This is a genomic window from Lysobacter alkalisoli, assembly GCF_006547045.1.
Taxonomy (GTDB): Bacteria; Pseudomonadota; Gammaproteobacteria; order Xanthomonadales; family Xanthomonadaceae; genus Marilutibacter; species Marilutibacter alkalisoli.
Genome location: NZ_CP041242.1, coordinates 2,121,300 through 2,146,719, shown reverse-complemented (window position 1 = coordinate 2,146,719; position 25,420 = coordinate 2,121,300). Strand labels below are relative to the sequence as shown.

Sequence of the window (25,420 nt, the reverse complement as noted above, 5' to 3'; positions counted from 1 at the left end):
CGTCCATGTAGGCTCTTCCGCAACATCCATGTTGCGGACGGTCCCGCAAAGGCATGGCAGCCGGCTTCTGGATGGTTGGCCGGCGCTCATGGTGGAAATCTCCTTGACCACTCCATGCTGCGGGTGTGGCCGTAGCCACACTCGCATCCGGAAGATGTGGGGTAGAGATCAGCCCGCCAGGATCGTAGCCCGGGTAAGCGAAGCGCACCCGGGAGATCACGGTCAGCCCGCCAGTTCGATCAGCAGCTTGTTGAGGCGGCCGACGTAGCCGGCGGGGTCTTTCAACCCGTGGCCGGCGGCCAGCGAGGCCTGCTCGAACAGGATGTGGCTGAGGGCGCTGAAGCGTTCGCCGTCGCTTTCACGGTCGAGCCGTTCGATCAGCGGGTGGCCGGGGTTGAATTCGAACACCGGCTTTGACTCGGGTATGGACTGGCCGGTGGCTTCGAGTATCTGCCGCATCTGCGCACCAACGTCGTGTTCGCCGGCGGCGAGCACCGCCGGGGATTCGGTCAGGCGATGGGATACGCGCACATCCGAAACCTGGTCGCCGAGTGCGGTCTTGATCCGTCCAACCAGGCCTTCGCTGGCCTTGGCAGCTTCCTCCAGCGCGGCCTTGTCCTCGCTGGAATCCAGGCTGCCGAGGTCGAGGTCGCCACGGCTGATGTCGACGAAGGACTTGCTGTCGAATTCGCGCAGGTAGCCCATCATCCACTCGTCGATGCGGTCGCTGAGCAACAGCACCTCCACGCCCTTCTTGCGGAATACCTCCAGGTGCGGGCTGCCCTGCAGCTGGGTGTGGCTTTCGCCGATCAGGTAGTAGATCTTGTCCTGGCCGTCCTTCATCCGTCCGACATAGTCAGCCAGCGCCACCGACGGTTTGCCGCTGTCGTCAAAGGTAGAGGCGAAGCGGAACAGGGCGGCGATCTTCTCGGTGTTGCCGAAGTCCTCGGCCGGGCCTTCCTTCAGCACCTCGCCGAACTGGTCCCAGAACTTCGCGTACTTTTCCGCGTCGTCATTGGCCAGCTTGCCGAGCATGTCGAGCACGCGCTTGGTCAATGCGGTCTTCATCGAGCCGATGACCGGGCTGTTCTGCAGGATCTCGCGCGAGACGTTCAGCGACAGGTCGCTGGAATCCACCACGCCGCGGATGAAGCGCAGGTAGTGGGGCAGGAACTGGTCGGCGCGGTCGGTGATGAAGACGCGCTGCACGTACAGCTTGAGGCCGTGGCTGGCGTCGCGGTGGTAAAGGTCGAAGCCGGCGCGGCCCGGCACGTACAGCAGCGAGGTGTACTCCAGGTTGCCCTCGACCTTGTTGTGACTCCACGCCAGCGGGTCCTCGAAGTCGTGGGCGGTGTGCTGGTAGAAGCTGCGGTATTCCTCGTCGGTCACGTCGTTGCGCGGCCGGGTCCACAGCGCGCTGGCGTCGTTGACGCTCTCCCACTCGTCGCCGGCCTTGCCGTCGTCGTCCTGCTTCGGCATCTCGATCGCGGCGCCGATGTGGTCGGCGTAGCGCTTGATGATGCCGCGCAGGCGCCAGTCATCGGCGAACTCGCGGGTGTCTTCCTTCAGGTGCAGGACGATGCGGGTGCCAGGCTCGGGCTTGTCGAGGGTGGCGATGTCGAACTCGCCTTCGCCGTTCGAGCTCCAGTGCACGCCCTCGTCGGCCGGCGCGCCGGCGCGCCGGGTGAACACCTCGACCTTGTCGGCGACGATGAACGAGGAGTAGAAGCCGACGCCGAACTGGCCGATCAGCTGTGAGTCCTTCTTCTGCTCGCCGGTCATGCCGCGCAGCAGTTCGGCGGTGCCGGAACGGGCGATGGTGCCGAGGTTGGCGACGACCTCGTCGCGGTTCATGCCGATGCCGTTGTCCTCGATGGTGACGGTGCCGGCATCCTTGTCGGTGGAGATGCGGATGCGCGGCTCGCCCTGGCCTTCGAGCAGTTCGGGCCGGGCGATGGCCTGGAAGCGCAGGTTGTCGATGGCGTCGGAGGCGTTGGAGACCAGCTCGCGCAGGAAGATCTCCTGGTTCGAATACAGCGAGTGGATCATCAGCTGCAGCAGCTGCTTGACCTCGGTCTGGAAGCCGAGGGTTTCCTTGTGGGTTTCGACGCTCATGGCGGGCTCCTGTGCGCGGTGGTGCGTGGACAGGGCGCTGGATGGGGCCGTGCGGCGAGCTTTCAAGCCTCAATGTTCCGTGCCCGTCATTCCGGGCATGGGATCTGCTTTGAGTGCGTGCATGAGGACGCGCCCGGGCATGGCTCTGCAGGACACGCCGTAAACCCGTCCATGGGGGCTCATCCGCAACATCCATGTCGCGGAAGGTCCTGCAGAGCCATGCCCGGGCGCGTCTGGACAGTTGGCTGGAAAGCCGATTGCTTGCCCGGGCTACGAAACCATGGCGCTGATCAGCGCTCGCGCACGTCGAGCAGTTCGACCTCGAATACCAGCGAGCCGTTGGGCGGGATCACGCCGCCGGCACCACGGCTGCCATAGCCGAGTTCAGCCGGGATATGCAGTTCGCGCTTGCCGCCCACGCGCATGCCGGCCACGCCTTCGTCCCAGCCGCGGATCACCCGGCCGGCACCAAGCAGGAAGGTGAAAGGCTCGCCGCGGTCGACCGAGCTGTCGAACTTCTCGCCGCGCCGGTCCGGCTGGCGCTCGTCGTAGTTCCAGCCGGTGTAGTGAACGGTCACTTCCATGCCGGGGCGGGCGAGGGCGCCATCGCCTTCGTGCACGTCGATACGCTGCAGTTCGGCGACGGTGCCGCCCGGCGGCGGGCCGGGGTCGCGGCAGGCGGAGAGGGTCAGTAGCAGGCTGGCGAAGAACAGGCAGGCGAAGAGCTGGCTGGCGAATGGAATGGAGCGCTGCATCGGCACGGGTCACGATGGGCGGGCCAGTATCGCATCGCCGCCCTTCGACGTGCGCCGGCCGGAGGGGGCCGGCCGGCGTGTTGTCCCTGCCGAGGCGACTCAGGCCGCCGCTGGATCGGTGGCCTGCGGGATCAGGCGATCGTATTCGGCTTCCAGCTGGTTGAAGCTGGCCCAGAGCCCGGGCGGCGTTTCGTCGCGCAGGCGCGCGATCAGCACGCGCAGGTGGGCGTGCCAGCCGCCGGCGACGCTGAGCATGGAGTCGCGGCTTGGCAGGCGGCTGTGGGTCAGGGTCAGTTCGACCTCGCTGCCGCGCGGCTGCAGTTCGAAGGCGACCTCGGAGCCGACGCCTTCGTCGTTCTCGTTCCAGGTGATGACCAGCCGCTCATGCGGCGTGCACTCGACCACCCGCCCATGGATGCGTACCTCGTCGGCCATGTCGGCGTACTTGGCCGGTGCGGGCTCGTCGTTCTCGGTCAGCGAGTTGTTGCGGAACACCAGTTCATGACGATCACCGGGCGCGCCGAAGGCGCCGCCGGCCAGCCACTGGCGGCGCAGTTCCGGTTCGGTCAGGTAGCGCCAGACACGCTCGACCGGGCCGGGCAGGGTGCGTTGCAGGCGGATGGTGTCGGCCGCGAGCAGGGTGCCGTGGGCATCGTTGTTCATGTTCATCGACTCACTCCTTCTTCTTGCGTTTGCGCCGCTGGGGAGGGACAGGCGCGGGGACAGGGCGGGCGGCATCGTCCGCCCTCAGCAGGGCTTCCAGGGCATCCAAGCGGCTGTTCCAGAAGCGTTCGTAGTGGCGGATCCATTCCAGGCCGGCGTGCATCGGCATGGCCTCGAGGTGGCAGGTGTGGGTGCGGCCGCTGATCTCGCGCCGGACCAGGCCGGCGTGTTCGAGCACCTTGATGTGCTTGGAGGCCGCGGCCAGCGACATCTCGAACGGCGCAGCCAGCTCGCCAACCTTGTGCGGTTGCCGGGCCAGCGCCTGCAGCATCGAGCGCCGGGTCGGGTCGGACAGGGCGTGGAACAGGGCGTCCAGTGTTTGCGGATTATTTTCAACCATGTGGTTGACTATCCGCAGGTGCAGGACAAATGTCAACCGTTTGGTGAAATGTTTGTGCGGTGGCCGACAAGCGGTCATGGCGCTCCGGTGCCGGTCTCATGGCCCGACTCGCACATCCCTCCCGCGCTGCTGCGGGAGGGATGTGTTGCGTACAGATTGCGTGGCGATATGGAGCAGGCTCACTGAACGGGTTCTTGCGTCGCCTCGGCCAACTGATCGAGGGCCTCCGCCAGGGTGACTTCGCCCCGGAAGCCGCCGGCACTGGTGACTGCCTGCTGGTGCTCGATGGCATGCGCGAACCGGACCGCGGGGTCGTCCTGCAGGCGTTCGTACAAGGCCTTCAATCGCGGATAGTCGGCCAGATCGATGACGTCGTCGTGGTAACGGGTCCATCGCGCGATGCCCGCGAAATACGCGTCGGCCAGACTGCGCTGCCCACCCAGCAGCCAGGGCTGATCGCCGAGCATGGCCTCGAGGTCCGCATGGGCCTTCTCCACCAGTGCCCGCCCGTACTCGCGCAGTGCCTGTTTCTCGGTGTCGCCGATCGAATGCTCCAGCAGGTACCAGAGAGGCGCGAAGGCGCCGAAATAGGTGGTGTTGAGGTAGGCCAGCATCTGGTTGAGCCGGTCGAACTCCGGCGTGCCCTGGGCGAAGGCCAAGCCATTGCTCGTGGCCTGGGAACCGAGGTGATTGAGGATCGCCAGGCTCTCGCGGAGCAGGTGTCCATCGGCGGTCAGCAGGGAGGGGGTCTCGGCGACCGGATTGATGCGGCGGTAGGCCTCGCTGGTGGCGACCTCGGGCATCTCGATCCGGCACAGACGATAGGGCAGGCCAAGCCATTCCAGGGCGACGATGGAGCCGAATGAACAGCCGGAGGGGACGCCGTAGAAGAGGATGGGGGACATGGTCAGGTGCTCCTGTGTGGGTTGGGTTCGCCCGCGTTGCGGGGCACCTGAAATCTATTGACATGGACGATGGCTGAGTAGTCGTCTAGATTGACTTCGAATGTCCACATACATGGACGATGTCCGTGCTCAATCTCAATGACCTGCAATTCTTCGTCGCCGCGGTGGAGCAAGGGAGCTTCGCCGCGGCCGCCCGGCATCTCGGCGTGCCCAAGTCCACCGTCAGCAAGCGCGTGGCCGCGCTGGAGGAAGCGCTGTCGGCGCGCCTGATCCACCGCACCTCGCGCAGTTTCGTGCTCACCGACCTTGGCCGCGACTTCCACGAGCATGCACGTGCCGCGCTGATCGAAACCGAGGCGGCCGAGAGCGTGGTGCGGCAACGGCAGGCCGAGCCCCGCGGCGTGGTGCGCCTGACCTGCTCCATCCCCACCGCGCAGGGCGTGCTGGCCGTGCATCTGCCCGTGCTGGCACGCGCCCACCCGCGGTTGCGGCTCGAGGTCGAGGTCACCGACCGCTTCGTGGATCTGTTGCAGGAGAACGTCGACATCGCCCTGCGCTGCCACCGGATGCCGCTGCCCGATTCCGGGCTGATCCAGCGCCAGCTGCTGGTGGAACCCTTCATCCTGGTCGCCTCGCCGGCCTATCTCGCCGACCGTGGCCAGCCGGACACGCCGGCAGACCTGGCCTCGCACGCGGGCCTGCCGAGTGCGCCGACCGCGCGCGAATGGCGGCTGACCGGTCCCGATGGGGCGGAATGCGCCGTCGCCCCGCAGCCGGCCATGGTTGCGAACGAATCCAGCGTGCTGATCGGAGCTGCGTGTGCCGGGCTCGGCATCACCTGCTTGCCGGAACCGATGTGCCGCCAGGCCATCGCCGCCGGCATGCTCGCCCGCGTATTGCCGGACTGGCAGGCAGGTACGATCACCACCACCCTGTTGACCACCCATCGTCGTGGGCAACTGCCCGGCGTGCGCGCCGTGATGGACTTCCTTGTCGACCGCGTCGGCGCGGAGTGACGCCGCGGCCGGGTTCCTGCTACCGGTTCAACGCGAGAGCCAGGCCACCGCACCGCGACCGGCGCGCAGGCCGCTCGCGAAACAGGCCTGCAACAGGTAGCCGCCGGTCGGCGCTTCCCAGTCGAGCATCTCGCCGGCGCAGAAGATGCCGGAGAGGTCACGACCTTGCAGATCATGACTGGACAGGGGGCGCAGCATCAGAGAGTCGTCGAGTGCTTCCAGGCGCACGCCACCTGCACTGCTGATCGCCTCGGCAATCGGTCGTGGCTGCTTGAGCACGAGAGGCAGGCGTTTGATCGCGGCGGCGATCCTGCCTGCATCGTCGAGTGCCTCCGGGCCGAGGGTTTCGATCACCAGCGCGGCCTTCGCCGCGGACAGTCCGCCCTGGCGACGCAGGTGCTCGACGCGGCTGCGCTTGCCGCGCGGGCGGGCGAGGTCGCGTTGCAGGCGTTCGAGGTCGCGGCCCGGGGCGAGGTCGAGGGTCAGACTGGCTCTGCCGTCGCGGGCGATCGCCTCGCGCAGGTCGGCCGAAAGGGCATAGACCAGGCTGCCTTCGATGCCCGTTTCCGTCAGCACGCACTCGCCCTGCAATGCGTGTTCGCCGCCGGCATCGCGCCAGTGCGCGATCACGGGCTTCAACGGCGCGCCTGCGTGGCGGGCAAGGTGTTCGCTCCAGCCGATATCGAAGCCGCAGTTGGCCGGCTTGAGCGGAGCGACGTCGATGCCACGTGCCATCAGTGATGAGACCCAGCTGCCGTCGGAGCCCAGTTGCGGCCAGCTGCCACCGCCGAGTGCCAGCACCGTGGCTGGCGCCTGCAGCGCGATCTCGCCAGCGGGTGTCTCGAAGCGCAGCGCGCCGTCGTCACCCCAGCCCAGCCAGCGATGGTGGACGTGGAAGCGCACGCCCTGCTCGCGCAGCCGCCTTACCCAGCCGCGCAGCAGCGGCGCGGCCTTGCGGTCGTCCGGGAACACGCGTCCGGAGGTGCCGACGTAGGTTTCGATACCAAAGCCGCGCGCCCAGTCGCGCAGGGCATCGGCATCGAAATCGTCGAGCCAGCGACCGACCTCGGCGGCGCGCTCGCGGTAGCGGGTGTCGAAGGCCGGACGCGGCTCGCCATGAGTCAGGTTGAGCCCGCCCTTGCCGGCGATCAGGAACTTGCGTCCGACCGAGCCCTTGGCCTCGAACAGGTCGACCTCGATGCCGGCCGCCCGTGCGGTTTCGGCCGCCATCAGGCCGGCGGGGCCGCCGCCGATGACGGCGAGGCCGGGCAGGGTGGTCGGGATGGAGGGCATGCGTGGCGACGGCATCGGGACAGGGGCCGACATTATGCCGGCTGCCGACTCTCGCCCCGGCTGCGGTAATGTCAGCGCCTTGTGCATGGCGGGAGCCGGGAATGGGGAACAGCAGGCAAGGGGTGGGGCAAGGGGCGATGGGACGGGCGATCACCGGTTTGATGCTTGGGGTGGCGCTGTCGATGGCGGTTGTGCCTTCGATGGCGCAGGAAGCCGCCCCCGCGAGCGAGGCCAGCACGCTGGCCGCTTTCGATGCCTTCGTCGAAGCCACCCGCGAAACCTTCGACGTGCCCGGCATCGCCGTGGCCATCGTCAAGGACGGCGAGGTCGTGCTCGAAAAGGGCTACGGCTTCAAGAGCCTGGAATCGCGCGAGCCGGTCGAGCCACAGACGCTGTTCGCGATCGCCTCGCTGACCAAGGCCTTCACCTCCGTCTCGCTGTCGATCCTCGCCGACGAGGGCGAACTGTCGCTCGACGACCGCGTCATCGACCACCTGCCATGGTTCCGCATGTCGGACGCCTACATCACGCAGGAGATGCGTATCCGCGACCTGCTCGTGCACCGCAGCGGGCTGGCACTGGGTGCCGGCGACCTGCTGTACTGGCCGACCACCGACTACAGCACGGAGGAGGTGGCGCGACGTCTGCGCGACGTGCCGATCGACGGCAGCTTCCGCGGCCAGTACGCCTACGACAACATCCTCTACGGCGTCGCCCAGCTGGTGATCGAGGCGGCCAGCGGGCAGTCGTATGCCGACTTCCTGCAGCAGCGCATCCTCGACCCGCTCGGCATGGCCGGCACCCGCTTCAACAGCGATCGCCTGCAGCCCGGCGACAACGTCGCCACCGGCTATGCCAAGGCCGATTTCAAGGACGTGCAGCCGGCACCGCGCATGGCCTGGGCCAACGTCTCCGGTGCGGGCGGTCTGTACTCCAGCGTCCACGACCTGACCCGCTGGATGAGCATGCACCTGGCCGGCGGCACCTACCGCGATGCGGCCGGAACCGAGCAACGGCTGTTCAGCGAGAAGCGCCAGCAGGCGATGTGGACGGTGGTGACGCCGCGCGCGGTCGGCAAGGCGCCGGTGCCCGAACTCGAGCCGGCGATGCCGAACTTCTCCGGCTACGGCGAAGGCTGGAGCCTGACCGATTACCGCGGCGAAAAGCTGGTCTGGCACACCGGCGGCTGGCCGGGCATGGTGTCGCGGCTGACCCTGGTGCCGTCGAAGGGCATCGGCATCATCGTGCTGACCAATGCCGAAGTCGGTGCGGCGTTCAACGCGGTCACCATGCGCGCGCTGGACGCGATGCTCGATGTGCCGGGGCACCATGAGCCAACGCGCGACTGGAACGCCGCCTATGCCTCAGCGGTAGCCAAGAGCCGGGATGAGGCCGGGGAGGACTGGCGGAAGCACCTGGCCGCACGCGATGCGAAGTCGAAACCTTCATTGCCGTTGACGGGCTATGCGCGTACCTATCGCGACCCGTGGTACGGCAACATCGACGTTTCCATGCAGGACGGCAGGTTGCTGATGCAGTTCGCGCACACCCCGGTGCTGCGCGGTTCGCTGGAACACTGGCATCACGACACCTTCATCGTCCGTTGGCATGAGCGCTGGTTGAATGCAGATGCCTTCGTCACCTTCTCGCTGAACCCGGATGGCAAGGTCCGCGAGGCACGGATGGAGGCGATCTCGCCGCTGACCGACTTCAGCTTCGACTTCCATCATCTGCGGCTCAAGCCGGTGGAGCAGGGCGAAACGAACGACGAATGAAGCTGGAGGTGCGCGGTGAGCTGGCTGGGAATCGTCCTGATCGTGCTGGGCATCTGGCTGGCGTTCAAGGTCACCGGCTGCCTGCTGAAGGTGCTGGTCTGGGGGCTGGTGCTGCTGTGCGCCTACTGGTTGCTCGCACCGCTGCTCGGACTGCCCTGGCCGCCGTGGTCTGCGGCTGCTCCGTTGCCACCAACGTAGTCCGCATACGCCTTGCGCGGCGAGAATGGCATCAGTCCCTGTGCCCAGACTCCGCGCGGTACGGTTTCCAGTTTCATCACCCCGTATTCCTCCGGCCATTGCCCGCGCGGCGGCCGGCGGAAGGTGCCCATCAGCATGTCGACCAACGGCAGGTGGATCGCATAGTTCACGTCCACGTAGTCGGCGTGCCGGGCGTGGTGCCAGTGGTGATAGCGCGGGGTGACCAGTACGTATTCCAGCCAGCCGAAGTCCATGCGCAGGTTGGCGTGCGCGAGCACCGCCTGCACGCCGACCAGGATCACGTAGCCGTTGATCGCTTCGGCCGAAAAGCCGAGCACGACCAGCGGCAGCAGCACCGCGCTGCGGGTGAGCACGATCTCGACCAGGTGAATGCGTGATCCGGCCAGCCAGTCCATGCGTCGGCTCGAATGATGCACGGCATGGAAGCGCCACAGCCAGGGGATGTTGTGATACGCCCGGTGCAGCAGCGCCTGTGCCAGGTCGGCGACGAAGACCGCGATCAGGAACTGCAGCCATACCGGCAGCGACTGGATCGCGGCCTTGAGCGCCGGAAACGCCGCGAATGCTGCAACCGTCGAGGTCGAGGCAGTCACCGCGATCAGCAGGAACTGGACCAGCACGTGGCTCATGAAGAAATAGGCCAGGTCGGTGCGCCACTCGTGCCGGAGCGGCGACATTGGCCGCACCGGAAGCATCCTTTCGATCGGGATGAAGACCAGCGCCGAGAAGAACAGCGAGATCACGAACCAGTCCAGCCCCAGCGAGAACGGCGTCGATTCGATCGAATCGAAGTGCACCGTGGCGCCGCCCAGCAGCACCGCCAGCGCCGCGCTGCCGACCCCGACCAGTGCGACCCGCTTGTTGCGGTTGCGCAGGATCGCCAACGTGCCGAGCAGGAACGCCACGACCAGCCCGGCCAACAGCAGCTGGCGCGCGAACTGCTCGCTGTAGACGGCGCGAAAATCGCGGCTGGTCAGCAGTTCGGGGAAATGGAAACACAGCACGCCGAGCAAGGCCGAAAGGCCCAGTCCGGCGGAAATCCAGGCGAACCACGAGCGCTGCGCAGGTTCCATGCGTATCCCCCTTCAGTGAGTTCCGCAGAAGTTAGTCGAACAGCGGCCGCGTCGCCACATCGCTTTGGGGGAGGTTCCGCGGGCGAGGACTCATGGGCGCTGATGAACCCCCGTGTGGTGGATGTTTCCGGGTTCAACAGCGCACGGGTGGCGACCGGCGAGGCCCTCCCCGGCAAGGTATGGCTGCGACAGGTGCTCCTGCATCGCGAATCTGGATGAACGCGTCTTGACATCACCAAGCGGCCGTCGGGGTCATCATGTCGAGGGAATCTTCATCTTGCGCGTACGAAGCGCGGTCCACCTGATATGGGAAAGCGCACTGGGACAGGGTCGTTGAACGGGGCGGAGACTGGCATGGATCATTCGATGACGCCACAGCGTCTGGGGGTGGATCGCCTGGTACTGGCGCTCCTCATTGGTGTGAGCGCCTGGTTGTCCCTGGTGCTGGTGCGCGGACCCGGTGAGTTGTCTGCGATCTGGATCGGCAATGGCCTCCTTGCGGGCTGGCTGCTGTCCAGGTCGACGCGCCTGTGGCCGGGCTACGTGGCGGTGGGGTTCCTCGCCGACTTTCTTGCGCACGTGCTGACCGGAGATCCGGCAACGTATGCCGCCGCCATCGGGATCAGCAATGTCATCGAGGTGTTGATCGTTGCCGGTTTCGTCAGGTGGCGCGTGCCCGATGTGGGCGATCCCAGGACCTGGGTCAGGTTGGGCGGCATCGCGACAGGCAGTACGCTGGTGGCCTGTGCGGTGTCGGGCATCCTCGCCGCCACGATCGTCGCCACCCTGAAAGACGGCTCGTTCCTGCGCGGCCTGTTCAGCTGGTACGCAGCACATGTCGTCGGCATGGTGATATTCGCCACGACGACCCTCGTCGTCCATCGCGAAGGGTTGCGACCGGTGGTGGTATCGGGAAAGCTCGGGAGCTTCGTCGGCGTGATGCTGTTGCTGGCGGTGGTCGCCACCACCGTGTTCTTCTTCAGGTATCCGCTGCTCTTCCTGGCGTATCCCCCGCTGCTGCTGGGTGCGGTCCGGCACGGTTTCGCCGGCGTTGCCGTCGGGGTGATGCTGCTCGCGGTCATCGGCAGCGTCGCAACGGCGATGGGGTACGGCCCGCTGTGGTCGATCGAGGGCATCGGCGCGTCCGGACGCATTGCGTTGCTACAGCTGTACATTGCCGGCGGCTGCCTGATGACGATCCCGGTGGCGCTGGCGATGGGCGAGCGCAGGCAGCTGACGGCGCGCGTGCGCGACAGCGAGCGTCGCTACAAGCTGCTCGCGGACTACTCGCACGACGTCGTGGTGCGGATGCGTACGGACGGCGAACGGTTATACGTTTCGCCTTCGGCCAAGGACATGCTCGGCTGGGATCCGGACGAAATGCTCGGCTCGCGCTGGAACCTGGTGCATCCGGACGATCGCGAGCGCCAGGCCGAGGCGATGGCCGATGTCATCAGCTCCGGCCAGGCGAGGACGGACGTCTACCGCGTGCGCCACAAGGATGGCCACTACGTCTGGGTGGAAGCGGCGGTGCAGCCGATCCCAAGCGCCGACCGGAAGGGTGAATTCGACATCATCTATGCCAATCGCGACGTCAGCAGCAGGGTCGCCGCCGAGGAGGCGCTGGAGGAAAGCCGGCGCGAACTCGAGCGCCTCGTCCGTATCGACACGTTGACCGGCCTGGCCAACCGGCGCCAGTTCGAGGAACGCATGTCGCTGGCGCTCCAGCGTCTGCAGCGACACGGGCATCCACTTGCCCTGATCTACCTTGATGTCGATCACTTCAAGGGCATCAACGACACCCATGGCCATGACGTGGGCGATCAGATCCTGTGCGCATTCGCGCAGCGCCTCCGGGAGAACGTCCGCGCGATCGATCTTCCGGCGCGTATTGGCGGCGATGAGTTCGTGGTCATCGTCGAGGATGCGGCCGTCCCGGATGCCGCCGAAACGATCGCAAGCAAGTTGATCGAAGCGACGGGCCGGCCCGTTCCGGTGAATGGCACGGCCTTGAAGATCACGACCAGCATTGGTATCGCCTACGCGCACGTGCCCGTCGATGCCAGGACACTGATGTCGATCGCGGACGCCGCCTTGTATGGGGCCAAAAAGGCGGGCCGGAATACGTACTGCGTCAAGCCGCTGGGCGGCCCGCTGGAGTGCTGATCCCTGAGCGCGGCCGGTGCCGCGCGGTCATACCGCCAGGCCGGCGGCGTGGCCGGATGCCCACGCCCACTGGAAGTTGTAGCCGCCCAGCCAGCCGGTGACGTCGACGACCTCGCCGATGAAGTACAGCCCCGGCACATGGCGGGATTCCATCGTGGACGACGACAGGCCGTTGGTGTCGACCCCGCCCAGGGTCACCTCGGCGGTGCGGTAGCCCTCGGTGCCGCTGGCGACCAGCGGCCAGCTTTCGATCACCTGTGCCAGTTCGCGCAGTTGCGGCAGGTTGAACTGCCTCATCGGCCGGTGCGCGGGATTGCCCGGCAGCCAGACCTCGCACAGACGCTGGGCAAAGCGCTTGGGCAACACCTCGCCGAGCACGGTCTTGAGTTCCGCGGCCGGGCGCTCGGCCTGCTGGTGTTGCAGCCATTCCAGCGCATCCTCGCCGGGCAGCAGGTCCAGCCGCAGGTCGTCGCCGGGTTGCCAGTACGAGGAGATCTGCAGGATCGCCGGGCCACTGATGCCGCGGTGGGTCACCAGCATCGCGTTGCTGAAACTCTGGCCGTTGCAACTGGCGGTGACCGGCAACGACACGCCGCTCAGGTCGGCCATGCGCTCCTGGTGCTTGCCGCTGAGGGTCAGCGGGACCAGGCCGGCACGGGTCGGCAGCACGTCGTGTCCGAACCGGCGCGCGAGGTCGTAGCCGAAACCGGTCGCGCCCATGCTCGGGATCGACAAGCCGCCGCTGGCGACCACCAGCTTCGGGGCGCGTAACGTCCCGCGGGTGGTTTTCAGACGGAAGTTCCCATGAGAACTGCCGTCGTCGTCATGGTGCACCTGCTCGATCGAACACGATGTCTCGATGTGCACGTCGGCATCCGTGCACTCATCGACCAGCATCTTCACGATCAGCTTGCTCGACACATCGCAGAACAGCTGCCCGAGTTCCTTCTCGTGATACGCGATGCGGTGGCGTTCGACCATGTCGATGAAATGCCACGGCGTGTAGCGCGCCAGTGCGGACTTGCAGAAGTGCGGGTTGGCCGAGAGGAAGTTGGCGGGCGAGGTGCCGGTATTGGTGAAATTGCAGCGGCCGCCGCCGGACATCAGGATTTTCTTGCCGACCCGGTTGGCATGCTCGACCACGCGCACGCGCAGCCCGCGCCGGCCGGCGGTGAGCGCGCACATCAGCCCGGCGGCACCGCCGCCGATGATGATCACGTCGCAGGTATTGCCCGCCGTCGGGGTCATGCCATCACTGTGGGGCGACACGCACATCCGGCCGCAGCGCGACGCTGCCGAGTTCGCCCATCAACTGCAGTTCGCGGTCCTGGATCAGCGCCTGCAGACGCATGCCACGCTTGCCGATGGCCGCGAGTTCGTCCACCGTCCCGGGCGGGAGGTCGAGGACGGTCAGGTTCTTCAGCCGGGTCAAGGAGCTGGCGATCTTGCCCCACCAGATTTCGGCCGAGTTGCCGCTGTAGTTGATCACCACCACCTGACGGGCACGCGCGCAGGCCTTCTTGATGCGCGACTCGTCCGGTTGGCCGAGGTCGATCCACAGGTCGATGTCGCCGGTGTAGTCGCGCTGCCAGAGGTCCGGATCCTCCTCGGTGCTCAGGCCGCGGCCGAATTCGAGACGATCGCTCGCGTAGAGGGCAAAGGCGACCACGCGCACCATCAGCCGCTGGTCGGTTTCGGACGGGTGCTGGGCCAGGGTCAGGTCATGGGTGGCGTAGTAATGCCGGTCCATGTCGCTGATCTGCAGCTCCGCCTTGACGACGGTGGAATTGAGGGCCATGTGCGGTTCACCGCGAAAAAGAGCGCCATTCTATCGTTCTGGCGTTTGCGCGGGTGATGCTGGCGGCTGCGCGCGCCTGCGACGCCGGCGACGGCTATCCTGCCCGCATGACCCGGCACGACTACGCTACCGATGGCGGCATTCCAGATGGTGTCCGCGCCAGCCGTTTCCAGCTGCCGCCGGGGCCGTGGACGACGGTGCTGGACGGGCTGTGCGCGGCGTTTCCGCGGATCGGCCGCGACACCTGGCGCGACCGCTTCGCGCGCGGCCGGGTCCTCGACGGCGCGGGCGAGCCGCTGGCGCCGGATGCGCGCTACCGCATCGGCATGGAGGTCCGCTACTTCCGCGAGGTGGCGCAGGAGCCGACCATTCCGTTCGAGGAGGGGCTTATCCATGTCGATGAACACCTGGTGGTCGCCGACAAGCCGCACTTCCTGCCGGTCGCCCCCGCCGGTGCCTTCGTGGCCGAAACGTTGCTGGGGCGGCTGACGCGACGCCTGGGCAACCCGGACCTGGTGCCGCTGCATCGGATCGACCGCGGCACCGCCGGGCTGGTGATGTTCTCCGCCAACCCGGCCACCCGGGCCCGCTACCAGTCGCTGTTCCCGCAAAGGCGCATCTGCAAGATCTACGAAGCGCTGGCGCCGGCGATGGAGGGCGCTGTGTTTCCATTGACGCGCAAGTCCCGCCTTGAACGTGGCGATCCGTTCTTCCGCATGCGCGAGACGGATGGCCCGCCCAACAGCGAAAGCCGGATCGAGGCCGTCGGGCAGGACGGTGCTGTCTGGCGCTACCGGCTGGAACCGGTGACCGGCCGCAAGCATCAGCTGCGCGTGCACATGGCGGCGCTGGGGGCACCGATCCTCAATGACCCGTTGTATCCGGAGTGCCGGGTGGCCGAAGGCGATGATTTCGAGCGGCCGCTCAAGCTGCTGGCGCGCGAGCTGGCGTTCGATGATCCGCTGGATGGGAGCCTGCGGCGGTTCCTGAGCGGGTCTTCGCTCCAGGCCCCATCTCAATAACGCCAACAGGCCTAGCGGCTCAGACCCATTCCCGCGAGGGCAGGGCGACCTTGCGCTGGGGGCGACCGACCAGATCGAGGAAGCGGTTGAAGACCTCCTCCGAGCGCGCCTTCATCGCCGAGATGTGCTCGCGGGTGTGGGCACGGATGGTGTCGGCATCGGTGGCGTGGCCGCAGGCCGCCAGTTCGTCGAGGTAATGCGGATTGGACAGCCAGCGCTCGATCAGCTTTTCGTCCATCTCCAGGTGGAACTGGAAACCATAGGCGTTGTCGCCCCAGCGGAAGGCCTGCGGCTCGCACAGCGGCGAGCGGGCCAGATGCACCGCGTCGCCCGGCACCTCGAAGCTGTAGCGGTGCCACTGGAACACCGGCGCGGCCTCGCCCAAGGGGGCCAGCACCGGGTCTTCACGCCCGTCCGGCGTGGTCGCGAGCGGATGCCAGCCGACCTCGGGCACCGGGTGCCGGCGGATCGGCGCGCCGAGGACGTGCGCCAGCAACTGCGCCCCGAGGCAGATGCCGAGTACCGGGCGGCCGAGCTTGAGCATCTGCTCGATCGCATGCAGTTCGGTCCGCAGGTGGGCGCGGCGATCCTTCTCCTCCACGTTCATCGGCCCGCCCAGCACGACCAGCCCACGGTAGCGCTCCATGTTCGGCTGCGCGTCCGGGTCGCGCTCGAAATTGGTGAAGCGGATGCGATGGCCGCGGCGGCGGATCAGCGGGTCGAGCGTGCCCAGCGGTTCGGCGGCAACGTGCTGGAAGACCTGGATGCGGGGCATGGGCGGAGCGGCAGGGCGGACGGCGCGGTTCGGCCACTATGCCAAATCCAGGCGCTGGGCCGGAGTATCACGGAGATGACGAATGCTCAGGTCGTCATGACGATCCGGCACCGGAGGCCATCCTTGCCGACCTTCGTCGTCCCGGCGAAAGCCGGGATCCATTGTGCGTTTGCTTCCAGCTGCCACGCGATCCGTAGCCCGGGTAAGCGCAGCGCACCCGGGACTGGTTCGGGGTGCGACGAACGGCCCCGGGTGCGCTGCGCTTACCCGGGCTACATGACTTACATGACCGGGACGACGGTCGTCGGAACCGAGTGCTCAGCGGCCGCGATGCGGCTTCTTGGGTCCGCGCGGACCGGCCTTGCCGTGCGGTTTGCCGTGCGGCTTGCCCGGGTGCGGGCGCCGCGGCGGGCGACCGTCGCGAAGGGCCGGGGCAGGACCGCCCTCAGGCAGGTCGCGCGGACGGCTGATCCGCAGCGGCTGGCCGGCGACGCGGACCTTCTTCAGGTGCTCCATCAGCTCGCGTGGCATGCCTTCGGGCAGGTCGACGTAGCTGTGGTCCTGCTGGATGTCGATGCGGCCGATATAGCGGCTTTCCAGTTCGGCCTCGTTGGCGATGGCGCCGACGATGTTGCCGGGCTTGACCCCATGCACGTGGCCGACCTCGATGCGGAAGGTCTCCATGCCGGCTTCGGGTTCATGCGTGGTGCGTTCGCGGCGCGGGCGAGGAGCGTCGTCGTCGAACATCGCTTCGGCACGGTTGCGCGGCGCGCGGTCGCTGCCGGGCCTGTCGGCACCGCGCTTGTCGAAACCAGGCTTGTCAAAGCCCGGCTTGTCGAAACCGGGCTTGTCGAAACCGGGCCGGCTGCGTTCGGGCCGTGGCCTCTCCTTCGGGGCGTCCAGCAACAGTGGCCGGTCGCCTTGAACCATTCCGGCCAGTGCCGCGGCGATCTCGGCCATCGGCACGTTCTTTTCGCGCTCGTAGCGTTCGACCAGGTCGCGGAACAGGGTCAGGTCGGCACGCTCCAGCGATTCGCCGATGCGATCGAGGAACTTGTTGACCCGCTGCTCGTTGACGGTATCGATGCTCGGCAACTCCATCGGCTCGATCGGCTGCCGGGTCGCGCGCTCGATCGCGCGCAGCATGCCGCGCTCGCGCGGGGTCACGAACAGGATCGCCTCGCCGCTGCGGCCGGCCCGCCCGGTGCGGCCGATGCGGTGGACGTAGCTCTCGGTGTCGTAGGGGATGTCGTAGTTCAGCACGTGGCTGATCCGTTCCACGTCGAGCCCGCGGGCGGCCACGTCGGTGGCGACCAGTACGTCGATGCGACCGTCCTTGAGCTGCTGTACGGTCTTCTCGCGCTGGGCCTGCTGCACGTCGCCGTTGATCGCGGCGGCGGAGAAGCCGCGCGCGGTCAGCTTCTCGGCCAGTTCGTCGGTGCCGAGCTTGGTGCGGGCGAAGATGATCATCGCGTCGAACGGCTCGGCTTCGAGGATGCGGGTCAGCGCGTCGAGCTTGTGCACGCCGCTGACCGACCAGTAACGCTGGCGGATATTGGCAGCGGTGCTGGTCTTGGTCTTGATCGCGATCTCGACCGGGTCCTTGAGGTAGGTCTGGGCGATGCGCTTGATCTGGCTCGGCATGGTGGCCGAGAACAGCGCGACCTGGCGGGTCTCGGGGGTCTTCTTCAGCACCGCCTCGACATCGTCGATGAAGCCCATCCGCAGCATCTCGTCGGCCTCGTCGAGGACCAGGCAGTCCAGCTCGGACAGGTCCAGCGAGCCGCGCTCGAGGTGGTCGATGATCCGACCCGGGGTGCCGACCACCACATCGACGCCACGCCGCAGCGCCGCCAGCTGCGGCCCGTAGCTCTGGCCGCCGTAGATCGGCAGCACGTGGAAGCCGGGCAGGTGGTGGGCGTACTTCTGGAACGCCTCGGCGACCTGGATCGCCAGCTCGCGGGTCGGTGCCAGCACCAGTGCCCGCGGCTTCTTCTGCCCGGGCTTGGCACGGGCGAGGACCGGCAGCGCGAATGCGGCGGTCTTGCCGGTGCCGGTCTGGGCCTGGCCCAGCACGTCACGGCCTTCGAGCAGCGGCGGGATGGTCGCGGCCTGGATCGGCGAGGGCGACTCGTAGCCGACATCGGACAACGCCTTGAGCAGCGGCTCGGGCAGGGCCAGATCGCTGAACTTGAGGGAAGGGGAAGGAATGTCGTCGTTCATCGGGTAAACCCTCGATACCGCCCGCGAGGGCCAATCGACCATTGTACGCCGGGGAAGGGGCTCTCCGGAGCCTGATCGTGGCGGGCGTCAGTGTTCGCTCAGGCCCATTCTCCAGTTCCGTTCTTCACATGCGCTCAGACACGCACGCTCAATCATGCCCGTTCAACCCGGTCGCGCCCGCGCCGCTTGGCGGCCAGCAGGGCACTGTCGGCACGGTCGGTGACGGTCTTCAGTTCCTCGCCCGGGCGGGCCTGGGTGACCCCGGCACTGATGGTGACCGACTGCGGCGATTCGATCGCGGCCACCGCCTTGCGGATCCGTTCGGCCACCCGGATCGCGGCTTCGGCGTCGAGATCGGGCAGCAGGGCCACGAATTCCTCGCCCCCGATCCGCGCCAGCAGATCGTGTTTGCGCAGGCTGGCCCGCATCACCCTCGATACCTCCTGCAGCAGCGCATCGCCGGACGCATGGCCATGCTCGTCGTTGACCGCCTTGAAATGATCGAGGTCGAAGAACACCACCGACAGCGGGTCTCCGGAGTGCATGTGGGCACGGTGCATGCGCTGCGCGTGAGCCTGCCAGCCGTCGCGGTTGATGGTGCCGGTCAGCGAGTCGTGGTGCAGGCGCTCCAGCAGCCGTTGCCGGTGGACGAAGATCTCCGCGGCGGCGGCCATCTGCGCGGCGCGCTGGGTCAGGCCGACCACACAGCCGGCGACGAAGAACAGCAGGTAGGCGACCCACAGTCCCGGTGAGGCGTCCAGGAGCCACAACAGCCCGAACATCGGCAGCGCTATCGCCACGATCACGCCAGCGGCCGAGAACCGGGTCTGGGCGAACGGCAGCAGGATGATGATCAGCAGCATCACCACCACGTGGGTCAGGCTCAGTCGCTGGGGTTCGATCGCGCTGGTGGTCGCGATCGCGATGCCGAAGACGAATGCGTACAGGATCCCGAATACCTCGATACGGCGGCCGGAACCGGCACTGCGCATCAGCCAGGCGACGATCAGCAACGCGATCACCAGCGACAGCCGGATCAACAGTGTCCAGCGTGCGGACGGACCCAGTACGGCCAGATCCCGCGCCCAACCCACCGCGAACAGCAGCGGCATGGAAAAGGTCAGCAGGGTCAGGCCGGGGCGGGTCTTGGCAAAGGCGAACTTGCGGAACCGTTGCAGTTCCGAGCCGTCCAGCGGGGTACGGTTACGCCATGCAAACTTCCAGCCCATAGGCCATGGTCCCCCTGTTCAAGCGGCATGCACCGGATACATGCGGGCGGCGGGCACGTGCGACCATGGAATCCCGGGTTCTATGAACCGCGTCCCGGACTTGCCGATGCCGACGACCCCGAACGCGATACTACGCTTCGACAATTCATTCATACGTGAAATGCCGGCCGACCCCGAGAGCGGCCCCGGGGTCCGCCAGGTTGAGGGCGCGCTGTGGTCGGCCGTGGCGCCGACCCCGGTGGCGGCGCCACGGATGCTGGCCTGGTCGGCCGAGATGGCCGCAAGCCTGGGGCTGGATGCCACGTTCATGAACAGCCCGCTGGCGGCCGAAGTGCTGGCCGGCAACCGCCTGCTGGAAGGCATGCAGCCATTCGCCGCCAACTACGGCGGGCACCAGTTCGGCCACTGGGCCGGGCAGCTTGGCGACGGCCGCGCGATCAGCCTGGGCGAGGCCATCAACGGGGCAGGGGAGCGCTGGGAACTGCAGCTCAAGGGTGCAGGCCCGACCCCGTACTCGCGCAGCGCCGATGGCCGTGCGGTGCTGCGCTCCTCGATCCGCGAGTTCCTGTGCAGCGAGGCCATGCACCACCTTGGTGTGCCGACCACGCGCGCGCTCAGCCTGGTCGGTACCGGTGAGACGGTCGTCCGCGACATGTTCTATGACGGCCACCCCGAGGCCGAGCCGGGCGCGATCACCTGCCGGGTCGCGCCGTCGTTCATCCGCTTTGGCAATTTCGAGCTGCCCGCCTCGCGCGGCGACAACGAGCTGCTTCGCAAACTCACGGACTTCTGCATCCGCCGCGATTTCCCGCACCTGTCCGGCGAGGGCGAACAGTTGTATGGCGACTGGTTCGCCGAGGTCTGCGGGCGCACCGCGGTGACGGTCGCGCACTGGATGCGGGTCGGCTTCGTTCACGGGGTGATGAACACCGACAACATGTCGATCCTCGGCCTGACCATCGACTACGGGCCCTACGGCTGGATCGACGACTTCGACCCGGACTGGACCCCCAACACCACCGATGCGACCCATGGCCGCTACCGCTTCGGCCAGCAGCCACAGGTGGCGTACTGGAACCTCGGCCGCCTGGCCGGCGCGCTGTCGCCGCTGTTCGATGGAACGGAAGCCTTGCAGGATGGCTTGCGCCGCTATGTCGATGCGTTCAACGCCGCCGAGCGCGGCAACATCGCCGCCAAGCTCGGACTGGAGGGCTGCCGCGACGACGACATCGGCCTGATGCAATCCCTGCGCGACCTGCTCAAGCAGGGCGAGATCGACATGACCCTGTTCTTCCGCCAACTGGCGGATGTCGATCCGTCGGCGCCGTCGCTGGATGGCTTCGATGATGCCTTCTACGACACCGGCAAGCGCGACGCGGTGGCGCCGGCACTGCTGCAATGGCTGACGACCTACGTCGCCCGCGTCGCCGACGACCCGCTGCCGGCCGAACACCGCAAGGCGCTGATGGATTCCGCCAACCCGCGCTACGTGCTGCGCAACTACCTGGCCCAGCAAGCGATCGACCGCGCCCACCAGGGCGACATGGACGGCGTCATCGAACTGCTCGACGTGATGCGCCACCCCTACGACGACCAGCATTCCCCCGACAAGCCGGGCCGCGAGGCCTTCGCCGCACGCCGGCCGGACTGGGCACGCGACCGGGCCGGCTGCTCGATGCTGTCGTGCAGTTCGTGAGGGGCTGAAGGGGTCCGGAAGGCGCTTATTTGCGGTTCTTCTCCCAAGTGAGGGGGGCTTGCCTCTTACCGCTTGCGTTGGCGTTCGATCGCCGGTTCTCGCCGCTACTTCTCACCGCTACCTGGCTGTCCCGCCGCGACCTGCCGGCCTTGACGGCGAATGTCCCCCGGCCGCCGCCTGCGGCGGCGGCCTCCTCCTTGATTTCGCCGTCAAGGCCGACAGGCCACGTCGAAACGCGAAGCTGGTTCTCCGTGGGATTCTGCTTCTGGAACTACCGGCCATGTCCGAACGCCGGGGGCGAAGGCCCTTGGGTGCGAAATCAAGGAGGAGGCGCCGGCCCTGGCCGGTGCCGGGGGACATTCGCATCCAAGGGCCTTCGTCCCGGGCGCCCCGGCCATCCAACAGACCCGGCGCTTTTCCCTCGATTGGGCGAAGAACCTTATTTAGGTCTCCTGTTGTCCTTGAGTGGGGAATCGGTGACTTCGCAGCTTGCGATAGTCGTTAAAACAATGTGAGTTTTCGTGGAGGCTGATGGACTCATGCAGCAAATCTCAATTGCCGCATCTTCACAATCCAACTACGTATTCCCAATGTAGGCTGAGAACGGGTCCTGTATTTCCGATACCCGAGACTGAGGAGCATTGAAATGTTTCCGACCAAGCAACATCTGACGATGGCGCGTACGCTCGGCGTGGCGATCGTCGTCGCCCTGGGCTTTGCCGGCTGCGCCACCTATGGTGACGAGTTTGCAACGATCAACTCACGCCTCGATCAACTCGACGCGAGGGTGCAGGGCGCGGCCCAGAGCGCCGAATCCGCCAATCAGTCCGCGCAGCAGGCCAACCGACGGTTGGATCAATTGGAAGGCCGCGTCCAACAGCTCGAAGCGGCACCACGCCGCGTGCCACGCGGTTAGTCGCTCCTGCACAACTCCTGACTTTACCGTTTGAAGCCGTGACTGGTGGCCTTTGCTAGCCACCGGTCTCTTTGCTTCACCGGGTCTTCGACCCAAGGAGCCGCCCCATCCGTACGTGCATACACCCTGCGATCCGGGCCGCTTATGGCGCGCTAGCGCTGGCGCTGGCATTCGCGAGCTTCGGCGTGGCCAGTGCCGAGGATGCCGCCGCGCAACCGGTGGCCGCTATCGACTTGCTTCCGCGCGGCCAAGAAGTGTCCGGCACGGTGATTGAGCTCGCGGGCTGGGTTGTCGCAACCAGGGACAGCGAAGGCTATCCGTTCGCGGTCATGGACAAGGCCGCTGCACAGATCCTGGTGTTCGGCGGCGACGGCCGGCTTCGCGGCGCGGCGCCTGGGCTCTTTGGCTCGGCGATCGGCGATCATTCGGCCCCCGGCATCGCCGGTCTCGCTCTTCGCGAGATTCCGGGCCGGGATCGCACGACGCCTGCTGGTCGCTTCGTGGGCGGATTCGGCCCATCAACCGACGCCGGGCGCGTCCTGTGGGTGGACTACGATTCCGCGGTCTCCATGCACCCTACGGCGACTGGCGTCCCGGCCGAGAGACGCGCCGAACGCCTTGCATCGCCTTCGCCGGACGACAACCGCATCACTCATGGTTGCATCAACGTCGCACCCGAGTTTTACGAGGAGATCATCCGTCCGACGTTCGAGCGGGGCGGAGTGTTCTACATCTTGCCGGACACGGCGTCGCTAGCGGAGACCTTCCCGGAGTTCGTGCAAAGTCGCGCGACTGCGCAACGCAATGATGGGAGACGCGCCTGGCCCGCCAGCCACTGACGGGCGCGTCGGCGCGTTGCCATTGGTGTGCAAAGCAGCGCAGCAGATGACGCTACTCAAGGCCAAGCCGAAGCGGCTTCGCGGCTCAGCTTAGTTCTGGCGTTGGTCTATGTCCGCTTGTGGCCGAACGCCGCCCCGACTGCACGCCAGCCCGCTGTCCCATCCTCCACACTCCACACAGGAAGGACGCACGCGCCCAGATGGAACAGGGCGGCGCATGCGCCGCCCCGTGACAGGTCAGAGGATCGCGCCTTGCCCGCCCGACGATGTGCCAGGCGGGGTAGGCGAGGTGGCCGGGATGCTTATTCGGCGATCACAACCGCCTTGCTCTGGGTGCTGGTCACCGTGTAGTTCGACAGCACCGAGATGTAGCCGGTCACCTGGTAGGTGTAGGTGCCGGGCTCGGTCACCGCGTATTCCAGCACTTCGGGGTTGTCGAGGCTGGCGGCCGAGGCGACCGGTTGGCCGTGGGGGTCGAGCAGGTAGAAGTCCAGGTCCACGGCGCCCGCATCCCATTCCAGGGCGGCCCTGATCGAAACGGTGTCCTGTCCGACCTCGAACGGGATTTCATCGATCTGCAGGTTTTCCGCCGACGGGCCCATCAGGCCGGTGAAGGTCTCGGTTTGCTCGGTCAGGCTGATGTTGCTGGCCATGAGCCGGCCATCGAGCAGGGCGCCATCGAAGTAGACGTTGCCCTGGATGCCGCGGATCTCGACCTTGTGGATGCCGGAGGACAGGTTGTTGACCGCGAAGCGGCCGCCGAAGTCGGCGGTTTCGTTGAAGAAGCTCATGCGGCCGCGGAACACGCCGTCGATGTAGACGTCGGCCAGGCCGCCCTTGTTGTCGCGCGGGTACTGCAGCTGCAGCGCCGGTCCGTTGAAGGAGAGGTTCACGCGCGGCACCGACTTCTTGCTGACTCTGGACTTCAGGTAGCTTCCATCGGTCGCGCCGCTGGCGGCTACCGTCTGCCAGGTGCCGCCGTAGGCGAGCAGGGCGTCGCCGTCGGAGATCCCGTTCCACTGGCCCTGGCTCGACCAGGCGGTCATGCCATCGAGGAACTCGGTGCGCCTGCCTTCGGTGCGTGATGCGAGATCGACGGCCGCCAGCACGTTGATGTAGCCGCCGCCGACCTCGTGATAACCGTAGCCGGGCATCGGGGTCGCGGTGTCCACCAGGATCCGCTCGATCTGGTCGGGCGACAGGTCCGGATTGGCTTCCAGCAGCAGTGCGGCGACACCGGCCACGAACGGGGTCGCCATGCTGGTGCCGCTCATGCCGGCGTAGTAGGCGGTGTAGCCCGGGTTGGTCGGGTCGAGGACCGGGCCGAGCACGGGCAGTGGGGTATTGAGTGCGCGGGTGGAGACGATGCTCGATCCGGGGGCGACCACGTCGATGTGCTTGTAGAAGTCGCCTTCCAGGCCCCGGCTGGAGAAGCCGGACAGGTCGCCGGCCTTGGTGCCGGAGCCGACGTTGATGACCCACGGCACGATCGCGTACGGGTTGAGGGTGTCCTGGCCGGGGCCGTCGTTGCCGGCGGCGAAGGTCACCACCATGCCGCGCTTGTAGGCCTCGTAGCTGGCTTTGTTGATCGGGTTGTTGGGGTCGTAGACGCTGTTGGAACTGCCCCAGGAGTTGGTGATGATGTCGATGTCGTAGCGGTCCTGGCTCGCCAGCGCCCAGTCGAAGCCCATCAGTGCGTACAGGATGCTGATCGCTTCACCGGCGCCGAGGCCGATCAGGCTGGCTTCCGGAGCGATGCCCGCGTAGTAGTTCGGGCGACGCGGATCATTGGCCGAGGCCGCGCCGGTGCCGCCGACCGTGCCGGCGACATGGGTGCCGTGGCCGCTGCTGGTGTCGGTGTTGGGCTGGTTTTCCAGATAGGTGCTGACGCCGACCAGGCCGAGGTCGCCGATCAGTTTGACGTTCTGGACCGTCTTGCTGCCGAGCGGGAGGTCCGGGTGGGTGGCGTCGACGCCCGAATCCAGCACGGCCACGGTCACGCCATTGCCGTACAGGCCGATATGGTCGTGGACCTTGTGGCCGTCGGTGATTTCGCCGGCCTCGTAGTTGAAGTACTTCAGCGGGGCGTTGAAGTAGAGGCTCTCGACGCCGTCCCAGCTCGCGACCTCGCGCACCTGCGCGCTGGTCAGCACGGCGCCGACCATCGGCAGCTCCTGCATCACCAGCGTGCTGGGGGTCAGGTTGAGCAGCTGGTGGACCTTGCCGCTGTCGCTGAAGGTGACGATGACCTCATGGCTGGGCTTGCTGGCGAGGCGTGCCTGGAGGTCGCCGGAAATCAGCGCCTCGGCGCTGACACTGGAGGAGAAGGCCAGGCCGGCGGCAATGGCAAGACCGAGCGAGGTACGGGTCAGCGGGGACGACAGGCGCATCGGTGTGCTCCGTGAAGATGGGGTGAACGCCATGACTTTGCGGTTCCGTATCCGATGAAACCATCCGGGGAACCCCCCACCGCGGCTGGGGGATTGCCCCCAGCCGGCGCCGGTTGGTTCACGAGGAGCGGCTGAACAGGCTGTGGCTCTAG

At 67.0% G+C, this 25,420-nt stretch carries 21 protein-coding genes; 8 read left to right on the top strand and 13 right to left on the bottom strand.

Annotation, left to right across the window (positions count from 1 at the left end):
• Positions 1–222 precede the first annotated feature (222 nt).
• The 5 genes from htpG to FKV23_RS09225 all read right to left on the bottom strand — a co-directional run bounded on the left by htpG (position 223) and on the right by FKV23_RS09225 (position 4,838).
• Positions 223–2,115 carry a molecular chaperone HtpG gene (htpG, locus tag FKV23_RS09245; protein WP_141623593.1) on the bottom strand — a complete coding sequence of 631 codons (1,893 nt, stop codon included), beginning with the start codon at positions 2,113–2,115 and terminating at the stop codon, positions 223–225.
• 290 nt (positions 2,116–2,405) lie between these two features.
• Positions 2,406–2,870, bottom strand: coding sequence for an FKBP-type peptidyl-prolyl cis-trans isomerase (locus tag FKV23_RS09240; RefSeq protein WP_141623592.1), 465 nt, complete (start codon positions 2,868–2,870; stop codon positions 2,406–2,408).
• A gap of 99 nt (positions 2,871–2,969) precedes the next feature.
• Positions 2,970–3,539, bottom strand: coding sequence for an SRPBCC family protein (locus FKV23_RS09235; protein ID WP_141623591.1), 570 nt, complete (start codon positions 3,537–3,539; stop codon positions 2,970–2,972).
• A 4-nt stretch (positions 3,540–3,543) separates the two neighbouring features.
• Positions 3,544–3,933, bottom strand: a complete 390-nt coding sequence (locus FKV23_RS09230; RefSeq protein ID WP_141623590.1) for an ArsR/SmtB family transcription factor — start codon at positions 3,931–3,933, stop codon at positions 3,544–3,546.
• 179 nt (positions 3,934–4,112) lie between these two features.
• Positions 4,113–4,838 carry a glutathione S-transferase family protein gene (locus tag FKV23_RS09225; protein ID WP_141623589.1) on the bottom strand — a complete coding sequence of 242 codons (726 nt, stop codon included), beginning with the start codon at positions 4,836–4,838 and terminating at the stop codon, positions 4,113–4,115.
• A gap of 125 nt (positions 4,839–4,963) precedes the next feature.
• On the opposite strand from FKV23_RS09225, the gene FKV23_RS09220 reads away from it, so the two are divergent.
• Positions 4,964–5,854 (top strand): LysR substrate-binding domain-containing protein, encoded by an 891-nt coding sequence (locus FKV23_RS09220; protein WP_208543135.1) that lies wholly within the window; start codon positions 4,964–4,966, stop codon positions 5,852–5,854.
• Positions 5,855–5,881: 27 nt separating this feature from the next.
• On the opposite strand, the gene FKV23_RS09215 is transcribed toward FKV23_RS09220, so the two are convergent.
• Positions 5,882–7,147, bottom strand: coding sequence for a TIGR03862 family flavoprotein (locus FKV23_RS09215; protein WP_141623587.1), 1,266 nt, complete (start codon positions 7,145–7,147; stop codon positions 5,882–5,884).
• A 137-nt stretch (positions 7,148–7,284) separates the two neighbouring features.
• On the opposite strand from FKV23_RS09215, the gene FKV23_RS09210 reads away from it, so the two are divergent.
• Together FKV23_RS09210 and FKV23_RS09205 are read left to right on the top strand one after the other, a co-directional pair.
• Entirely contained in the window at positions 7,285–8,922 is a 1,638-nt protein-coding gene (locus FKV23_RS09210; RefSeq protein ID WP_141625134.1) for a serine hydrolase, read from the top strand.
• Between the two features lie 15 nt (positions 8,923–8,937).
• Positions 8,938–9,120 carry a DUF4175 domain-containing protein gene (locus FKV23_RS09205; RefSeq protein ID WP_141623586.1) on the top strand — a complete coding sequence of 61 codons (183 nt, stop codon included), beginning with the start codon at positions 8,938–8,940 and terminating at the stop codon, positions 9,118–9,120.
• Here FKV23_RS09205 and FKV23_RS09200 read toward each other — a convergent pair.
• The gene (locus tag FKV23_RS09200; RefSeq protein ID WP_141623585.1) at positions 9,045–10,214 is read right to left on the bottom strand and encodes a sterol desaturase family protein; all 1,170 of its coding nucleotides are present in this window, start codon (positions 10,212–10,214) and stop codon (positions 9,045–9,047) included. The two genes, FKV23_RS09205 and FKV23_RS09200, sit on opposite strands and share 76 nt — an antisense overlap.
• 354 nt (positions 10,215–10,568) lie before the next feature.
• Here FKV23_RS09200 and FKV23_RS09195 point away from each other — a divergent pair, with 354 nt between their 5' ends.
• A complete protein-coding gene (locus tag FKV23_RS09195; protein ID WP_167285131.1) occupies positions 10,569–12,380 on the top strand; it encodes a sensor domain-containing diguanylate cyclase in 1,812 nt (603 codons plus the stop codon).
• Between the two features lie 27 nt (positions 12,381–12,407).
• Here the strand turns inward: FKV23_RS09195 and FKV23_RS09190 are convergent, their stop codons facing one another.
• Positions 12,408–13,628, bottom strand: coding sequence for a BaiN/RdsA family NAD(P)/FAD-dependent oxidoreductase (locus FKV23_RS09190; RefSeq protein ID WP_141623583.1), 1,221 nt, complete (start codon positions 13,626–13,628; stop codon positions 12,408–12,410).
• 4 nt (positions 13,629–13,632) lie between these two features.
• Positions 13,633–14,178 carry a YaeQ family protein gene (locus FKV23_RS09185; RefSeq protein WP_141623582.1) on the bottom strand — a complete coding sequence of 182 codons (546 nt, stop codon included), beginning with the start codon at positions 14,176–14,178 and terminating at the stop codon, positions 13,633–13,635.
• 56 nt (positions 14,179–14,234) lie between these two features.
• Here FKV23_RS09185 and FKV23_RS09180 point away from each other — a divergent pair, with 56 nt between their 5' ends.
• Entirely contained in the window at positions 14,235–15,200 is a 966-nt protein-coding gene (locus tag FKV23_RS09180; protein WP_141623581.1) for a pseudouridine synthase, read from the top strand.
• A gap of 19 nt (positions 15,201–15,219) precedes the next feature.
• On the opposite strand, the gene FKV23_RS09175 is transcribed toward FKV23_RS09180, so the two are convergent.
• The 3 genes from FKV23_RS09175 to FKV23_RS09165 all read right to left on the bottom strand — a co-directional run bounded on the left by FKV23_RS09175 (position 15,220) and on the right by FKV23_RS09165 (position 19,427).
• Positions 15,220–15,975, bottom strand: a complete 756-nt coding sequence (locus tag FKV23_RS09175) for a glutamine amidotransferase-related protein (RefSeq protein WP_141623580.1) — start codon at positions 15,973–15,975, stop codon at positions 15,220–15,222.
• A gap of 318 nt (positions 15,976–16,293) precedes the next feature.
• Positions 16,294–18,198 carry a DEAD/DEAH box helicase gene (locus tag FKV23_RS09170; protein ID WP_141623579.1) on the bottom strand — a complete coding sequence of 635 codons (1,905 nt, stop codon included), beginning with the start codon at positions 18,196–18,198 and terminating at the stop codon, positions 16,294–16,296.
• Positions 18,199–18,350: 152 nt separating this feature from the next.
• The gene (locus tag FKV23_RS09165) at positions 18,351–19,427 is read right to left on the bottom strand and encodes a GGDEF domain-containing protein (RefSeq protein WP_141623578.1); all 1,077 of its coding nucleotides are present in this window, start codon (positions 19,425–19,427) and stop codon (positions 18,351–18,353) included.
• 106 nt (positions 19,428–19,533) lie between these two features.
• Between FKV23_RS09165 and FKV23_RS09160 the strand changes: the two genes are divergently transcribed.
• The 3 genes from FKV23_RS09160 to FKV23_RS09150 all read left to right on the top strand — a co-directional run bounded on the left by FKV23_RS09160 (position 19,534) and on the right by FKV23_RS09150 (position 22,878).
• Positions 19,534–21,123, top strand: a complete 1,590-nt coding sequence (locus FKV23_RS09160) for a protein adenylyltransferase SelO (protein ID WP_141623577.1) — start codon at positions 19,534–19,536, stop codon at positions 21,121–21,123.
• Positions 21,124–21,769: 646 nt separating this feature from the next.
• Positions 21,770–22,039 carry a coiled-coil domain-containing protein gene (locus FKV23_RS09155; RefSeq protein ID WP_141623576.1) on the top strand — a complete coding sequence of 90 codons (270 nt, stop codon included), beginning with the start codon at positions 21,770–21,772 and terminating at the stop codon, positions 22,037–22,039.
• 158 nt (positions 22,040–22,197) lie between these two features.
• Complete coding sequence (locus FKV23_RS09150; RefSeq protein WP_141625133.1) at positions 22,198–22,878, top strand: L,D-transpeptidase; 681 nt, start codon at positions 22,198–22,200, stop codon at positions 22,876–22,878.
• 302 nt (positions 22,879–23,180) lie between these two features.
• Here FKV23_RS09150 and FKV23_RS09145 read toward each other — a convergent pair whose 3' ends face one another.
• Positions 23,181–25,268: a S8 family serine peptidase gene (locus tag FKV23_RS09145; RefSeq protein WP_141623575.1), complete on the bottom strand. Its 2,088-nt coding sequence runs from the start codon at positions 25,266–25,268 to the stop codon at positions 23,181–23,183.
• Between the last annotated feature and the right edge of the window lie 152 nt (positions 25,269–25,420).

Excerpts from the sequence above, each read along its gene's own strand:
- htpG (WP_141623593.1), bottom strand. The coding sequence starts at position 2,115 with ATGAGCGTCGAAACCCACAAGGAAACCCTCGGCTTCCAGACCGAGGTC.
- FKV23_RS09240 (WP_141623592.1), bottom strand. The coding sequence starts at position 2,870 with ATGCAGCGCTCCATTCCATTCGCCAGCCAGCTCTTCGCCTGCCTGTTC.
- FKV23_RS09235 (WP_141623591.1), bottom strand. The coding sequence starts at position 3,539 with ATGAACATGAACAACGATGCCCACGGCACCCTGCTCGCGGCCGACACC.
- FKV23_RS09230 (WP_141623590.1), bottom strand. The coding sequence starts at position 3,933 with ATGGTTGAAAATAATCCGCAAACACTGGACGCCCTGTTCCACGCCCTG.
- FKV23_RS09225 (WP_141623589.1), bottom strand. The coding sequence starts at position 4,838 with ATGTCCCCCATCCTCTTCTACGGCGTCCCCTCCGGCTGTTCATTCGGC.
- FKV23_RS09215 (WP_141623587.1), bottom strand. The coding sequence starts at position 7,147 with ATGCCCTCCATCCCGACCACCCTGCCCGGCCTCGCCGTCATCGGCGGC.
- FKV23_RS09210 (WP_141625134.1), top strand. The coding sequence starts at position 7,285 with ATGGGACGGGCGATCACCGGTTTGATGCTTGGGGTGGCGCTGTCGATG.
- FKV23_RS09200 (WP_141623585.1), bottom strand. The coding sequence starts at position 10,214 with ATGGAACCTGCGCAGCGCTCGTGGTTCGCCTGGATTTCCGCCGGACTG.
- FKV23_RS09195 (WP_167285131.1), top strand. The coding sequence starts at position 10,569 with ATGGATCATTCGATGACGCCACAGCGTCTGGGGGTGGATCGCCTGGTA.
- FKV23_RS09190 (WP_141623583.1), bottom strand. The coding sequence starts at position 13,628 with ATGACCCCGACGGCGGGCAATACCTGCGACGTGATCATCATCGGCGGC.
- FKV23_RS09185 (WP_141623582.1), bottom strand. The coding sequence starts at position 14,178 with ATGGCCCTCAATTCCACCGTCGTCAAGGCGGAGCTGCAGATCAGCGAC.
- FKV23_RS09180 (WP_141623581.1), top strand. The coding sequence starts at position 14,235 with ATGCTGGCGGCTGCGCGCGCCTGCGACGCCGGCGACGGCTATCCTGCC.
- FKV23_RS09175 (WP_141623580.1), bottom strand. The coding sequence starts at position 15,975 with ATGCCCCGCATCCAGGTCTTCCAGCACGTTGCCGCCGAACCGCTGGGC.
- FKV23_RS09170 (WP_141623579.1), bottom strand. The coding sequence starts at position 18,198 with ATGAACGACGACATTCCTTCCCCTTCCCTCAAGTTCAGCGATCTGGCC.
- FKV23_RS09165 (WP_141623578.1), bottom strand. The coding sequence starts at position 19,427 with ATGGGCTGGAAGTTTGCATGGCGTAACCGTACCCCGCTGGACGGCTCG.
- FKV23_RS09160 (WP_141623577.1), top strand. The coding sequence starts at position 19,534 with ATGCCGACGACCCCGAACGCGATACTACGCTTCGACAATTCATTCATA.
- FKV23_RS09155 (WP_141623576.1), top strand. The coding sequence starts at position 21,770 with ATGTTTCCGACCAAGCAACATCTGACGATGGCGCGTACGCTCGGCGTG.
- FKV23_RS09145 (WP_141623575.1), bottom strand. The coding sequence starts at position 25,268 with ATGCGCCTGTCGTCCCCGCTGACCCGTACCTCGCTCGGTCTTGCCATT.